Annotated in this window: 11 protein-coding genes; 3 read left to right on the top strand and 8 right to left on the bottom strand. The window is 65.1% G+C overall.

Annotated elements, in window-relative coordinates; translation table 11 throughout:
* Window position 1: 1 nt before the first annotated feature.
* From AC1DW2_RS06040 to AC1DW2_RS06030, 3 genes are read right to left on the bottom strand one after another with little or no spacing between them, the layout of a single operon-like run.
* On the bottom strand, window positions 2-829 hold the full coding sequence (locus AC1DW2_RS06040; protein ID WP_477005438.1) for a carbohydrate ABC transporter permease: 828 nt from the start codon (window positions 827-829) through the stop codon (window positions 2-4).
* Window positions 826-1,674 (bottom strand): carbohydrate ABC transporter permease, encoded by an 849-nt coding sequence (locus AC1DW2_RS06035; protein ID WP_477005437.1) that lies wholly within the window; start codon window positions 1,672-1,674, stop codon window positions 826-828. The genes AC1DW2_RS06040 and AC1DW2_RS06035 overlap by 4 nt, the downstream gene beginning before the upstream one ends.
* A 6-nt stretch (window positions 1,675-1,680) precedes the next feature.
* Window positions 1,681-3,021 carry an ABC transporter substrate-binding protein gene (locus tag AC1DW2_RS06030; RefSeq protein ID WP_477005436.1) on the bottom strand — a complete coding sequence of 447 codons (1,341 nt, stop codon included), beginning with the start codon at window positions 3,019-3,021 and terminating at the stop codon, window positions 1,681-1,683.
* 78 nt (window positions 3,022-3,099) lie between these two features.
* Here AC1DW2_RS06030 and AC1DW2_RS06025 point away from each other — a divergent pair, with 78 nt between their 5' ends.
* Entirely contained in the window at window positions 3,100-4,155 is a 1,056-nt protein-coding gene (locus AC1DW2_RS06025) for a LacI family DNA-binding transcriptional regulator (RefSeq protein ID WP_477005435.1), read from the top strand.
* A gap of 36 nt (window positions 4,156-4,191) precedes the next feature.
* A complete protein-coding gene (locus AC1DW2_RS06020; protein WP_477005434.1) occupies window positions 4,192-6,342 on the top strand; it encodes an ADP-ribosylglycohydrolase family protein in 2,151 nt (716 codons plus the stop codon).
* Window positions 6,343-6,348: 6 nt separating this feature from the next.
* Here AC1DW2_RS06020 and AC1DW2_RS06015 read toward each other — a convergent pair whose 3' ends face one another.
* From AC1DW2_RS06015 to AC1DW2_RS06005, 3 genes are read right to left on the bottom strand one after another with little or no spacing between them, the layout of a single operon-like run.
* Window positions 6,349-7,143, bottom strand: a complete 795-nt coding sequence (locus tag AC1DW2_RS06015) for an IclR family transcriptional regulator (RefSeq protein WP_063981360.1) — start codon at window positions 7,141-7,143, stop codon at window positions 6,349-6,351.
* Window positions 7,144-7,162: 19 nt separating this feature from the next.
* The gene (locus AC1DW2_RS06010) at window positions 7,163-8,896 is read right to left on the bottom strand and encodes an FAD-dependent oxidoreductase (RefSeq protein ID WP_477005433.1); all 1,734 of its coding nucleotides are present in this window, start codon (window positions 8,894-8,896) and stop codon (window positions 7,163-7,165) included.
* A gap of 7 nt (window positions 8,897-8,903) precedes the next feature.
* Window positions 8,904-10,118, bottom strand: coding sequence for an ABC transporter substrate-binding protein (locus tag AC1DW2_RS06005; protein WP_477005432.1), 1,215 nt, complete (start codon window positions 10,116-10,118; stop codon window positions 8,904-8,906).
* A gap of 368 nt (window positions 10,119-10,486) precedes the next feature.
* Between AC1DW2_RS06005 and AC1DW2_RS06000 the strand changes: the two genes are divergently transcribed.
* Window positions 10,487-11,788 (top strand): MFS transporter, encoded by a 1,302-nt coding sequence (locus AC1DW2_RS06000; protein WP_477005431.1) that lies wholly within the window; start codon window positions 10,487-10,489, stop codon window positions 11,786-11,788.
* Between the two features lie 6 nt (window positions 11,789-11,794).
* Here AC1DW2_RS06000 and AC1DW2_RS05995 read toward each other — a convergent pair whose 3' ends face one another.
* Both AC1DW2_RS05995 and AC1DW2_RS05990 read right to left on the bottom strand, forming a co-directional pair.
* Window positions 11,795-13,333 carry a glycosyl hydrolase family 79 N-terminal domain-containing protein gene (locus AC1DW2_RS05995; protein WP_477005430.1) on the bottom strand — a complete coding sequence of 513 codons (1,539 nt, stop codon included), beginning with the start codon at window positions 13,331-13,333 and terminating at the stop codon, window positions 11,795-11,797.
* The gene (locus tag AC1DW2_RS05990) at window positions 13,330-14,298 is read right to left on the bottom strand and encodes a LysR family transcriptional regulator (RefSeq protein ID WP_166102573.1); all 969 of its coding nucleotides are present in this window, start codon (window positions 14,296-14,298) and stop codon (window positions 13,330-13,332) included. The genes AC1DW2_RS05995 and AC1DW2_RS05990 overlap by 4 nt, the downstream gene beginning before the upstream one ends.
* Window positions 14,299-14,421: the final 123 nt, after the last annotated feature.

Below are 14,421 nucleotides of genomic sequence, written 5' to 3'. Positions count from 1 at the left end.
TTCAAGACTTCACCGCGCCCGACGTCATGCCGTCGATGAACTGACGCTGCAGCAGCACGAAGATCGCAACGATCGGCAGCACGATGGTGACGGCTGCGGCCAGCATCTCGCCCCAGTCGGTCGAATACTGGCCGGTCAGATTGTAGAAGCGCACGATCGCGGTGACGTTGCTGTCGTTCTGCAGGAACGTCACGGCGATGACGAACTCGTTCCAGGCGTTCAGCCCGACGATGATGGCGACCGTGAGCAGCCCGGGCCGCATCATCGGCAGGATCACGTACCAGAAGGTCTGCCACGGCTTTGCGCCGTCAACTTGGGCTGCTTCCTCGAGCGCGACGGGAATCGCGAGCGCGTAGGTGCGCAAGAGGAAAATCGCAAACGGCGAGAACATCGCCGTGTAGATCAGCGCCACCGCGGGGATCGAATTGACCAGCCCGAGCTTCGCGAAGATGAAGTAGAGCGGGTAGAGATAGAGCTGCACGGGCACGGTGATCGTGGCCATGAAGTAGAAGGTGATGAAACGCCAGAATTTCCCCTTCTGCCGCGCCAGCACATAGGCGCAGGGCGTCGCGGTGACGCACACCATCAGAATGGTCAGGATCGCGACTTCGGCACTGTGCAGCAGGCTCGGGCCAAGCTGGGCGTTGCGCCAGGCCGAGGAAAAGTTCTCCCAGTGCAGCTGCGTCGGCAGCGCGAGCGGGTTGCTGCCGATCTCGACCGTCGTCTTCAGTGCGTTCATCACGGCAAGCACGATCGGCAGCAGCGAGCTGAACGATGCGATACCGATCAGCCCGAGGCTGATTGTCCTGCTCCAGCGATTCCCGATCATGTCGATTGCGCGTCGTCGGTGATCTGGAGCCAGAGATAGACGGCGGTGGCACACAGGCCGAACAGGCTCATGACGCAGGCGGCGGCTGCAGCCTGGCCGACGTCGCCTTCGAAGAAGGCGTGGCGGTAGGCAAACGTCGCCAGCACCTCGCTGCCATAGGCGGGGCCGCCGCGGGTGACGATGAAGATGAATTCGAAGACCTGGAACGACCAGATCACGGTCAGGATCAGCATCAAGGTCAGCGTCGGGCGGATGCCCGGGATCAGAACGTAGCGGAACAAAGCAAAGAAGCCGGCTCCGTCGAGCCGCGCGGCTTCGATCTGGTCGATGCTGATCTGCCGCATCGCCGACAGGAACACGACCGCGAGAAAGCCCCACCAGTGCCAGATGTCGACCGCGGCGACAGCATAGAGCGAGCGGTCGGGATCGGCGAGGGGATCGGAGATCGAAAAGCCGTGCTCGTTCAACCAGGCGACGACGCCGGTCGCGGGGCTGAAGATCATGCCCTGAAAGATGCGGCCCGTGACTGCGACAGCGATGATGCGCGGCAGGAAGATGATGGACTGGACCACGATGCGCGCCTTCGGCGCCATCAGCAGCGCCGCTGCCATCACGAGCGCGAGGCAGACCGGCACGGTGAGGAAGATCGCCGTCCAGATGAAGTTATTTGTCAGCGCCGACCAGAACACGGGATCGGCGAACATGTTCTGGAAGTTGGTCAGTCCCGCCCACGCCGGCTTTCCGACACCGTCCCACATGAAGAACGCCGCCGTGAATGTCAGTACGGCGGGAACCAGGATGATGCAGACGTTAATCAGGAGCGCTGGAAGCGCGAAGAGCCCCATCGTGCGTCAGGCCGTCCGCGGCGGCAGCGGCGGCACCTTGCCTTCCTTTGCTTCCTGGCTGAAGAGCGTCTGCATCCGCGTGAGGTAAGCGTCCGGCGTGATCTTGTTGAGCCAGACCTGCTCGATGCCTTCGATCAGATAGGAGTTGGTGGCGCCGGGCCAGAACGTCCAGGTGGTGAAGCCGTACTGCCCCTTGCTGAACGCTTCGTGCAGATTCGCGATCGTCTTCTCGAATAGGGGATAGCCGATGCCCTGGAGCATGTCCGGCGGCAGCTCCTTGACCGGGAGTGCCCATTTGCCGGGCCAGTCGCGGTTCATGGTCTCGTAGAACTTGCGCGTCAGCATGAACTCGAACACTGCGGCTGCGCCTTCCGCATTCTGCGAGTTCTTGGCGATCGACAGCGTCGCGCCGCAGGCGAGATGTACCAGTGATCCCGTGAAGGCCGAGCCGAGGGTCGGCGTCGGCATGACGTCCATCACGGTATCGGGCTTCGACATGCCGTAGGATTTGGTGCCGAACGACCAGGTGCCGCTGAACGCCATCGCCGCCTTGGCGTTGACGACCTGGAGGAAGCTCTGCTCGATGGTCAGCGAGAAATAGTTCTTGCCGAAATAGCCCTTGTTGTACCACGCCTTTGACAGTTCGACCGCCTCGACGAACGGCGGCGCGGTCCAGGGCAGTTCGCCGGCAAGTGCCTTGCGCACGTTGTCGGGGCCAGCGACGTTGTTGAAGAACACCGTCATCAGCCACTCGTTCACGCCCTTCCAGTCGGCATTGCCGGCGCCGAAGGGGATGATGCCTTTGGCGAGCGCTGCGTCTGCGATCGCCTCCATCTCCTGCCGGTTGGTCGGCTGCTTCCAGCCGTTCTGCTTGAACAGCTCTTTGTTATAGAACAGGTGCATCGACTCGTAGTCGCGCGGCAGCGCGTAGAGCTTGCCGCCGTAGACGCTGGTGTTGAGCAGCGGCGCCAGGAAGCGATCCTTCCACTTGTACTTCTCGGCGAAATCGTCGAGCGGCAGCACCTGGCCGGCATTCGCGATCGCGGTGAGATAGGCGGGACCCGCTGTCTGCACGATGTCCGGGCCGTTACCGGCGACGAGTGCGACCTTCAGGAGGTTGTTGACGGCGGCGCCCTTCACCTCGAGCTGGAGCAGATATTTGTCCTGCGAGGCGTTGAACGCCTCGACCAGATCGTTGCGCAGAGCGGCCTGGCCGTCCGAATTCGCCTGGCCGAACCAGAAAGTCACGACCTTGCGCCCGTCCTCGGCGCGAACGTCGCGCGGCAAGCTAACGGCAAGCGCGGCAGCGGGGATGGCGGCAACAAGCTGGCGTCGGGTCATGGTCATGGCGATGAACCTCGGTTTCCTCAGGTCATTGGCGGGTGATTGTTGATTTTCCTTTAGTAATACGTATAACTAAGCCAAATGGCGACGTCAACAACGAGGACGAAGCGGGGGAAGGGGCGCGACAAGCAGGCGCCAGCCCGCCCCACGCAGAAGGATATCGCGCTCGCGGCCGGTGTTTCGCAGGCCGCGGTGTCGCTTGTCCTGAACAAGACGGAGACGCCGTCCGTTCCGCCTGCGACGCGCACGCGCATTCTTCAGGTCGCACAGGATCTGGGTTACCAGCCGAACCATCCGGCGCGGATGCTGCGCAGCGCGCGGACCATGACGTTTGCCTGTGTCATTCCAGATATCACCAATCCGTTCTATCCAGGCCTCGTCCGGGGATTGCAGACGGTCGCGGCGCCGGCTGGCTATGACGTCCTGATCTTCGACACCGACGGGCGGCCGGAAGGCGAGGCCCGCGCCATCGACTGGCTGCTCCAGGGACGGGCCGATGGCGTCGTCGCAACGTTCTTTCATCTGCGGGCGCCCCAGCTCGCCGTGCTCGCGCGTAAGGGCATCCCGCTGGTGCGGCTGGAGAGCCAGCACAAGCCGGACGGACCGCTCGCGATCGACAGCGTCTATATCGACAATGCCGAAGCGGCCGCGGAAATGACGCGGCTTCTGATTGCGCGCGGGCACCGGCGTATCGCGATGATCCAGGCCGAGTTCGGCCCGAGCCAGCGGCGCGCGCAGGGTTACGGCGCGGTGATGCGGGAAGCGGGACTTGCGCCTGATTTCATTACCGACAGCGCCTATTCCGAGGAATCCGGCGCGCGTGCGATGAAGCGGCTGCTCGAAAGAAAGGGCGATCGCCCGACCGCCGTGTTCGGCGCGAGCGACGTGCTGGCGCTCGGTGCGATGGAGGCGGCGCGTGCTTCCGGGCTCTCGATCCCCAGCGACATTGCAATCGCTGGCTTCGACGATATCCCGGTCGCAAAGCTGCTCGGGCTCACCACGGTGCGGCAACCGGAGTTCGATCTCGGCGCGCTTGCGGCGGAGACGTTGGTCAAGCGGTTGCAACCGGGCGGGCTCGCGGCGCCGGGCCGGAGCCATGAATTGAAATTCGAGATCATGAAGCGCTCGTCGGTTTGACCCGCGAGCCAAGCAATTGGATATGGGAGTGAACTCGTGACAGCTATTCCTCATGACTACGCGGAGCGGGTCTATGCCGGCGTGCTTGGCAAGCTCATCGGTGTCTACCTCGGCCGGCCCTTCGAGGGCTGGACCTATGAGCGCATCATGAAGGAGCTCGGGCCGATCAACTACTATGTCAACGAGCGTCGTGACGTCGCGTTGCGATCCCATCATCTCGTCGTTACCGACGACGACGTCTCTGGCACTTTTGCGTTTCCCCGCGCGCTTGCCGACAATGGCTATCCGAAGCGTCTCACCTCGAAGCAGATCGGGCAAGCCTGGCTGAACTACATCGTCGAGGAGCGCGCCATCCTGTGGTGGGGTGGCATCGGCAATTCCACCGAGCACACCGCCTATCTGCGGCTGAAGTCCGGTATCCCGGCGCCGCAGAGCGGCTCGATCGAGCTGAACGGCACGACCGTAGCCGAGCAGATCGGTGCGCAAATCTTCATCGACGGCTGGGCGATGGTGAGCCCGGGTAATCCGGAGCAGGCCGCTTATCTGGCCGAGCAGGCCGGGCGCGTGAGCCATGATGGTGAATCCGTACATGCCGCAAAACTGCTCGCGGCGATGGAGGCGCTGGCCTTCGTCGAGCACGACGTGCAGAAGCTGATTGATGTCGGGCTCGGCTTCGTGCCGAAGGACGCGCTGATCCGGCGCGTCGTCAACGACGTCCGGGAATGGCACGCCGGCGACAACGGCAACGACTGGGAACGGACCCGTGCGCTGATCGCCGAACGTTACGGCTACGACAAATTCCTCGGCAATTGCCATGTCGTGCCCAACCACGCGCTGATCATTCTGGCGACGCTCTACGGCGGGAACAGCCTTCAGGAGGCGATGCGCATCGCCAACACGGCCGGCTGGGATACCGACTGCAACGCCGGCAATGTCGGCTGCCTGTTCGGCATCCGCACCGGACTTGCCGGCCTCGACGCCGGGCCGGACTTCCGCACCCCCATCGCCGACCGCATGTACATCTCGACGGCCGATGGTGGCGCTGCGATCTCCGACGCCGTGATCGAGACGCAGTCGCTGGTCGCGGCCGGGCTTGCGCTCGCCGGTGCGCCGGCGCTGGCGGTCGCCAAGGACGGCGCGCGCTTCAACTTCAACTTTCCGGGCAGCCTGCAGGGCTTCCACGTGAAGGGCGGCTCGCCCGCACGGCTCCACGAGGTCGAGCTCAGCAATGTCGCCGGCCACAGCCGCACTGGGGAGCGGAGTCTGGCGATCGACTTCCGCCGTCTGGCCCCCGGACGCGTGGCACGCGTTGCGAGCCCCACCTTCTTCGACAAGGAGGTGTTTACGATGCCGACCTACCAGCTTGTGGCCTGTCCGACGCTGTATTCGGGGCAACGGGTCGAGTGCCGGATCGAATCGGAGGCGGATAGCGGCACCGTGGCGGTGCGGCTGTTTTCCAGCGTCTATGACGAGCACGACGAGCTGATCCAGATCTACGGCGATGCGCAGGAACTGACCGGCGGCTGTCACGCCGTGCTGAGCTGGGAGGTGCCGGAGACCCATGCCTATCCGATCTTCGAGATCGGAGTGGAGATCGAAACGCGCGATCCGCTCGGCGTCGATGGCACGCTCTATCTCGACTATCTGACCTGGGGTGGCGCGCCTGACACCGTGCTGAAGCGGCCGGACAACAATCGGAGCACGATGTGGAAGCACGCCTGGGTCAACAATGTCAGCCAGTTCCAGACCCGCTGGGAGGGCCTGCGCGTTACCAATGGCGACGGGCTCGGCTTCATCGCGCAAGGTACGCGCGACTGGAAGGATTATCGCGTAACGTCCGAGATCATGCCGCTGCTGGCGAACGCCTGGGGCCTCGCGGCGCGGGTGCAGGGACGCGAGCGCTATTACGCGCTGATGTTCGACCGTGCCGAGGGCGGCCGCGTCCGTTTGGTCAAGCGCGTGCATGACGAACTCGTGCTCGCCAGCGAACGCTTCGACTGGCAGCTTGACCGGAGATATCGGATTGAGCTGCGCGTGGCCGGAAGCGACATCGAAGCCCATGCCGATGGTAAAAAACTCTTCAGCGTTCAGGACACGGGCGATCTCCCATTGACCAGCGGCGCCGTCGCGCTCGTCGTCGACAGCGGATCGATCTCCGCGGAGGAGGTGCGCGTGTCGCCGGCCTAACAGGCCTCACTCCGCCGCGATCGTCATCCCGTAGCCGAGCCGCTTCGAGATGCCGCCGGCGCAGTCGCGCAGGGCATGGGCGATCGGGCTGTCCCAGCGCGCATCAAACGTGCCTTCCGGCCCCATCGCGGTGATCACCAGTGCGACATGGCCGGAATGATCGAAGACCGGCGCCGAGAATGCATTGACGCCGGGCAGGGGATCACCAAGCGCGCGGGCGAGGCCGTGCTTGCGGACCTCCGTGAGCATCTCGGCGACCTTCGCGCCCTTCACCGCCCGCTTCGGATTGTAGCCGACGCCGTGACGGTCGAGGCCGCTCTCGAGCGCCGCGTTGATCGTCTTCTCCGGCAGGAACGCCGCAAAGGCGCGGCCGGTCGCGGTCTCCAAGAGCGCCATCACCGAACCGGCGCGCATCACGATGTGAACGGGTTGGCCCGGCTCTTCGAGCTGCACCACGGTCGGGCCGTGCGTCCCCCAGACCGCGAGCGAGACGGCATGGCCGATCTGACTTGCGAGCGCTGCGATCTTCGGACGCGCGATCCGCACGCCGGAGAGCCGGCGCAGGCTGATCAGGCCGAGCTCCAGCGCCAGCGCGCCGATCTCGTAGCGGCCGGTGGTCTCGTCCTGCTCGATCAGCCCGATGCGGGAGAAGCTGGCGAGATAGGGATGCGCCTTGGCCGGCGTCATGCCGGCCTCGCGCGCGAGATCGCGCAGCATCATCGGTTCGCCGCATCTCGCGAGCGCACGAAGCAATTCTCCGCCGACCTCGATCGACTGGATGCCGCGGCTTTCTCTCTTCATGCGTCTCCTGGCGCGTGGCTTACGCCGCGTTGCGCTTCGCGGCGCTGTCGGCGAGATGACGGCCGGCAATGTAGCCGAAGGTCAGCGCCGGCCCAAGCGTGATGCCGGCACCGGGATAATTGCCGCCCATGATGCTCGTCATGTCGTTGCCGGCGGCATAGAGCCCGGGAATCACCCGGCCTTCGGCGTCCAGCGCCCGCGCGTTCTCGTCGGTGACGATGCCGGCATAGGTGCCGAGATCTCCGATCACCATCTTGATGGCGTAGAACGGGCCGTTCTCGATCGGCGCGATGCAGGGGTTCGGGCCGTGCATGGCGTCGCCCTGGTAGCGGTTATAGGCTTTTGAACCTTTGCCGAAGGCGGCGTCGTGCCCTAGCGGCGCAGTCGCATTGAACTGCCTGACCGTCTCGGTGAACGCCGTCGCATCGATGCTGGCCTTTGCCGCCAGCGTCTCCAGCGTGTCGCCACGCATGAGATAGCCGGTATCGAGGTGATGACCGAGCGGCATCGGGAACGGCGGCACGCAGCCGAGGCCGTATTTGCGCAGCGTCGGGTGATCGCAGACGAGAAATGCCGCGATCTCCTCGCCGGGCTTGGCGGCCTTGATCATGGCCTGGACGAAGTCGTGATAGGAATTGCCCTCATTGGCAAAGCGCTTGCCGTCGCGCATCACCGCGATCACGCCGGGTTTGGCGCGGTCGATGAAATGCGGCATCACTCCGCTCGAACCGTCCTTGCGTTTGGTCACCGACACCGGCACCCAGGCCGCCGCGTTCGGCAGACGATCCTCGACATGCCCGCCGGCGCTCTCTGCAAGGCGCAGGCCGTCGCCGGTGTTGCCGGCCGGTCCCGGCGAATAATGCTCATGGCCGGTCGGTGCGTGTGGAAACATCTTCTTGCGGCGCTCGACGTCATGCGGGAAGCCGCCGCAGGCGAGCACGACGCCTTGGCGCGCGCGAATGCGGATCTCGCGTCCTTCGCGAGTCACAATGGCACCCGTGACCGCGCCGTTCTCGACCGTCAGCTTGCGCACCGGCGAGGACAGCCACATCGGAATCTTCAGATCCTGTGCGGATTTTGCGAGGCGCCCGGCGAGCGCGTTGCCGTTGGTCAAGGTCATGCCGCGGCCATAGCGCAGCACGTCCATCAGGTGCCGTGACAGGCGCTTGGCGACGTATACCGCCGAGGTCAGCGACTTCGTCACGCGCATGAAATGGATGATCTCCTTGCCGGAGCCGAGCATCATGCCGAACACGGTCAGCTCGGGCAGCGGCATACCCAGCGTCTTGATCTGGTCACCGAGCTCGCGGCCGTCGAACGGGCGCGTCACCATGGAGCGGCCGCCTTGGGCGCCGCCCGGCGCTTCGGCGTGATAGTCGGGAAACACGAGCGGCATGTCGAAGCGCAGCGCGGTCCTGGTGGTGAAGAAATCGACCGCTTCCGGACCCGCACTCAGGAATGCGTCGACCCGCGCGGCATCAAAATTGTTGCCGGCTTCGTGCCGCAGGTAGGTGCGGGCCTGCTCCGGCGCCTCCTCGATGCCGTAGGCCTTCGCCAGCGAGGTGCCGGGGATCCAGAGCCAGCCGCCGGAGCGGGCGGTGGTGCCGCCGAAGCGCGGCTCCTTCTCGACGATCAGCACGTCGAGGCCGCGATAACCCGCGGTGATCGCGGCCGACATGCCGGAGGCACCCGATCCGGCCACGAGCACATCGCACTCGTAAGTCTCAATTGCGTTGCGCTCGTTGCCGGTCATGCGGGCCTCATTTCTTCAGCAGCGGACATTTGGATTCGGAGACCGGGCGGAAGGCGTCCTCACCCTTCACGGTCTTGACGATCTCCAGATAGTCCCACGGCTCCTTGGACTGCTCGGGCGATTTCACCTTGGCGAGATACATGTCGCGGATGACGCGGCCGTCCTCGCGCAATTTGCCGCCATGCACGAAGGTATCCTCGATCGGCAGCTCGCGCATCTTGGCCATGACCTTGGCGGGATCGTCGGTGCCGGCGGCCTTGATGCCCTTCAGATAATGCAGCACCGAACCGTAGACGCCGGTCTGGATCATGGTCGGCATCACCTTGGTGCGCTCGTAGAATTTCTTCGACCAGGCGCGGGTCGCCTCGTCCATGTTCCAGTAGGACGCCGTTGTCATGTAGGTGCCCTGCGCGGCCTTCAGGCCGACCGCATGCACGTCGGTGTCGAACATCAGGAGACCGACCAGCTTCTGGCCGCCCTGCACCAGGCCGAACTCGCCGGACTGCTTGATGGCGTTGTCGGTGTCCTGGCCGGCATTGGCGAACGCCACCACGTCGGCCTTCGAACTCTGCGCCTGGAGCGCAAAGGAGGAGAAGTCGGCTGTGTTGGTCGGATGCTTCACGCCGCCCAGCACCTTGCCGCCCATCTCGTTGATGAACCGCGAGGCGTCCTTTTCGAGCTGCTGGCCGAAGGCATAGTCCGCGGTGATGAAGTACCAGGACTTGCCGCCTTCCTTGATCACGGCGGAGGCCGTCACCTTGGACAGCGCGTAGGTATCGTAGGTGAAGTGCACGGTGTTCGGGCTGCACAGCTCGTCGGTCAGTGAGCTCGCCCCGGGGCCGGAGAGCAGCGCGATCTTGTTGCGTTCGCGCACCATGTTGTGCACGGCGATCGCGATGCCGGAGTTGGGGATGTCGACGACCGCGTCGACCTTGCCGTTGTCGAACCAGCCGCGCACGATCTGCACGCCGACGTCGGTTTTCATCTGATGGTCGGCGCTGATGATCTCGATCGGCATGCCGAGCACGGTCGGCCCGAACTCCTCGACCGCCATCTTGGCCGCCTCGACCGATCCCGGCCCGCTGTTGTCACGGCCCCAGCTCGACAAATCCGTCAGCACGCCGATCCGCACCGCGTCATCGGAGACTTGCGCGCGCGCCGCCGTGGTCATGGCAGCCGAAGTCATGGCCGCGAGCAAGGTGCAGGCCAAAAGCCCTCTCATCGTCGATCCCTCTCTTATTGGCCGCTTGGCGCGGCTGGTTATTGGGGGTAAATTAGATATTGGCGAATGAGTTTGTCAATGGCGAATAAAGGGGGTTGATGAGTTCCATGGTCGCCCGGGAGACATTGCCGGAGGCGTGCGCGCAACTGCCGCCACACCCGTCATTGCGAGCGCAGCGAAGCAATCCAGACTTTCTCCGCGGAGGCAGCCTGGATTGCTTCGTCGCAAGAGCTCCTCGCAATGACGGAGTGCGGAGCAGCGACGCGCAAAAATCTCGCATCGTAATCTCGCACACAGATCACACCTCCGCAGGTTGCAACCGCCATCGCGATTAGCCATGATGCCGTCAGGAAGCTTTGGGGCATGGCATGACGGCAGCAACGGGGGTCTCCGCGGCCGCGGAGAGATCGACGACGGCGCATGTGGTGTGGGCAAGCGCGCTCGGCACCGCGATCGAGTGGTACGATTTCCTGATCTACGGCACGGCGGCTGCGCTGGTCTTCAACAAGCTGTTCTTTCCGAGCTTCGATCCCTTCGTCGGAACGCTGGTGGCGTTCTCGACCTATGCGGTCGGCTTCGTGGCGCGCCCGATCGGCGGCGCCATCATCGGGCATTACGGCGACCGGCTCGGGCGCAAGACCATGCTGGTCGCGACCATGATCGCGATGGGGCTCGGCACCTTCCTGATCGGCTGCCTGCCGACTTACAGCCAGATCGGCGTCTGGGCGCCGATCCTGCTCATCATCCTGCGCTTCGTCCAGGGCATCGGGCTCGGGGGCGAATGGAGCGGCGCGGTCGTGATGGTGATCGAGCACGCCGGTGATCGGCGCGGCTTCTACGGCAGTCTGGTGCAGATCGGCTTTCCGGTCGGCGTCGCCGCTTCGACCGGTATCTTCGGCCTGATGACGCAACTGCCCGAGGCGGACTTTTTGAGTTGGGGCTGGCGCGTGCCGTTCCTGATCAGCGTCCTGCTCGTCGGCGTCGGCTTCATCGTGCGGCTCAAGCTCGCGGAAACACCGCATTTCAAGGAAGTCGTCGAGCGCAAGGAAGTGCTGGCGCAGCCGGTGCTGGAGGTGCTGCGCCGCGACTGGCGCAGTTTTCTGCTCGCGATCGGCATCACGGTGTCGGAGGTCGGGCTCGCCTATCTCCTCACCGTCTTCACCGTGGTCTATGCGACGACGAAACTCGGCCTGCCTCGCCAGGTGATCCTGAACGCGGTGGTCTATGCCGCGCTCGTCGAGTTCGCGACGCTGCCGCTCGCCGGCTGGCTCTCCGATATCTTCGGCCGCAGGGCGCTGTATCTCGCCGGCGGGGTGTTCTCGGTGGCGCTGGCGTTTCCGCTGTTCTGGTTCCTCGACACCAGGGAGCCTGCGCTGATCACGTTCGCGCTCGTCGTCACGATGACGCTGACGCACGCGCTGCTGTTCGGGCCGAAGGCGGCCTTCATGCCGGAGCTGTTCCGCACCCAGGTGCGCTACAGCGGCGCATCGCTTGGCGCCAACGTCGCGGCCGCGCTCAGCGGCGGCTTCTCGCCGCTGATCGCAACGGCGCTGCTCGCATGGGCCGGCGCCTACTGGCCGGTGTCGGTCTACATCATTGCGCTCTCGATCATCACGATCATCGCGACGCTGATGGCGCCGGAGACGGCGCGCGACGCGCTGAAGTCGTAAGCGCGGTCACCGGCAGGCGGGGTTTGCTGCGTCCGGAAACGCCAGGAAGGTGACGGTCGCCGGCACCAGCCGGATCGCTCCCGCAGGTGTTGCGCGCGGCTCAAGCCGGGGCAGCTCGTCGTCGGCGCTCAGCGCGAGCGTCTTGCCGTTCAGCTGAACTGTCGCGTCTTGCAGCCGCGTCGCATGGATCGTGTAACGCTCGGCGGGGTGTGACAGCGTCAGGGTCGATGATGCGTGCCGCGATGCGTTGATTGCGAGCACGGACACGGCGCCCCGCATGCCCGGATGGCAATGTGCGTAGAGATGGAGATCTGGAGCGGCGACCGGGTTCGCGTCGAGCACGATCGTTCCCATCAGCCGATGCCAGAGCAGCGCAGCCCAGTAGTTCGGCCGCGGACGAAACGTTCCCTCGTCGAGCAGGCCGTAGTCGCTGGCGGCCAGCGTGTTGTGCATCACCACCTGGACGCCGGCCCTTGCGAGGCGTCCGTGCTGGTCGAGATAGCGAAAGGTGTCGAGAAAGGTCGAGTCCGATGGATTGCCGCCGCAGGCGGCGTTCGCCGTCTCCGTCAGCCAGATCGGCTTGCGAGGCTCGAATGCGTCGCGCAGGGCGCGGTAGGTCGCGAACGTCGCGTCGGTGCGTGCCAGCCAGTCCGAGGAGAGCGCCTGCGCTGGATCGTCGCGGCCGCCGCAGCGCGGCGAGAGCGTGTTGTAGTGATGATAGGAGAAGCGATCGATGCCGGGGGCGGATGCGGCGAGCAGATCGCGCGTGGTGATGCCCGACCCGGATGGCGACGGCGCGTCGCCGGTTGAACCCGGACCGACGATCAGCGTCTCGGGCGCCGCGCGTTGCATCCATTCGCGAAAGATCCTGAAGTCCCGGCCATAAGCGGCCGCATCATATCCCGGCGGCGCGCCGTTCGTCGCCGCAAGTGTCGGCTCGTTCATGAATTCCACCGCCGCGATGTGGCCACCCAGCGAACGCGTCCTGTCGATCAGGCGCTGCGCCTGATCGGTCTTCCACGCGCCATCCGCATCGCGGCTGCCCGGACTGATCGCGAAGGACGTGACGATCTCCGCGTCGACTGCGCGAGCAAAGTCGATGACGTCGCGCCATCGGTTGCGGCTGAGCACGTCATTGAATCCCGGCGGGGGCTTGGCCGGCGCATGGTTCGTGTCGGCAAAGAACGTCGCATTGGCCCAGGTGCCGCTCACGCGCAGATAGGCCGGCGCCAAAGCGGCGGCGAGCTTGCGCAGCCGCGCATTGGCAAGATCGATCGGCGGCCTCTCGTCGTAACGATCCCGCTCATCGAGCGCGCGCATCGTTCGCGGATAGGGCTTCCAGAACCGGCCGCCGGTCACCTCCACCATCTCGATATTGTAGGATTGAAAGCGCGCATCGATCGTGCCGATCGCTTTCAGCTCGGCGGGTGCGATGGAGACGCCGCCGGCGCGCGCCGCGTCTAACGTTGTGGCAGCGAGCAGGCTCATCAGCAGCATCTGCGGCCGAAGCAGCCCGAAGGCCGACTTGATCCGCGACACGGTCATCTGGTCCGCGGCGCAGCGGCGATGGATTTCCCTCCCGGCCGGCCCTTGCGCACCGAATTCCAGAAATTCTCGGCCGCCCGGGTCATGCGGGCCCGCGTGCGGAACAGCGAGACGCTGATCGGAATGTCCCAATCCGCGCCGCCGGCGCGCAACAGGCGGCCGCTGTCGAGATCGGCGCGGACGAGGCTCATCGGAGCCCACGTCACGCCGCGCCCTTCGCGCGCCATGTCGACCAGCAGCATGACCGGCGCGGCGAAGCCGGGCGCTAGCCACGCCGTCGAATCCTTCGCGGCCAGGAACGAGGTGACGAGCCGCCCCACGCCCGAGCCGGGGTGATAGGCGAGATAGGGCAGCGGCGCGCCCGATGCGCCGGGCAGGGCGTAACGAGGCTGTGCCTTTTTGCTGCTGCGTCCACCGCGGCCCGGTTTTGCGGCCGGCGCGCTGATCGGGATCAGCACGTCGGTCGCGAGATCGACGCGCTGGAAGCGGTCCATGTCAAGCCGGCTCACCAGCGTCGGATGGTAATGCGCCAGCATGAAATGCGCTTGCGCGTCCAGAAGTAGCTTCTCGCAGCCGGCGAAATTCGAAGCGACGAGCTGAACGGCCGAGTCGGCCCGCGCGCTGTCCGAATTGCGGATCCATTCCGGAAAGAAGGTCTGCGACAGTGAATGCGTGGCGGCAAAGGTGATGGTCTCGGCCTTCAGCCGCGCCATTTCGAGCGCTTCCTCGCGCCCGACCAGGACCCTGCGCAGCACGTCCTCCGCGACGGGGCGGAAACTCTCGCCGGCCGGCGTCAGCGTGATCGTATGGGTCGAGCGTTCGAACAGCGGCGTGCCCAGCCACTCCTCGAGCGACCTGATGCGGCGGCTCAGCGCCGGCTGGGTCACATGTCGTCGCTGGGCGGCGCGCGAGAACCCGCCTTCCTCGGCGATGGCAAGGAAATCCTCCAGCCAGACCAGGTCCATGATGCGGTTTTGTCCTCAAATCATACCGATACGGCATTAGCGCCTGACACGCCGCTGGTCCAATGTAAACGGCATCGCAAGACAAGAACAAAGCGCCACCTTCGCATGGCGCGACGATGCCGT

This window comes from Bradyrhizobium sp. P3_C3 (genome assembly GCF_056402655.1).
The sequence above is the reverse complement of the archived record's forward strand: the minus strand, read 5'-3'. Positions and strand labels throughout refer to the sequence as shown.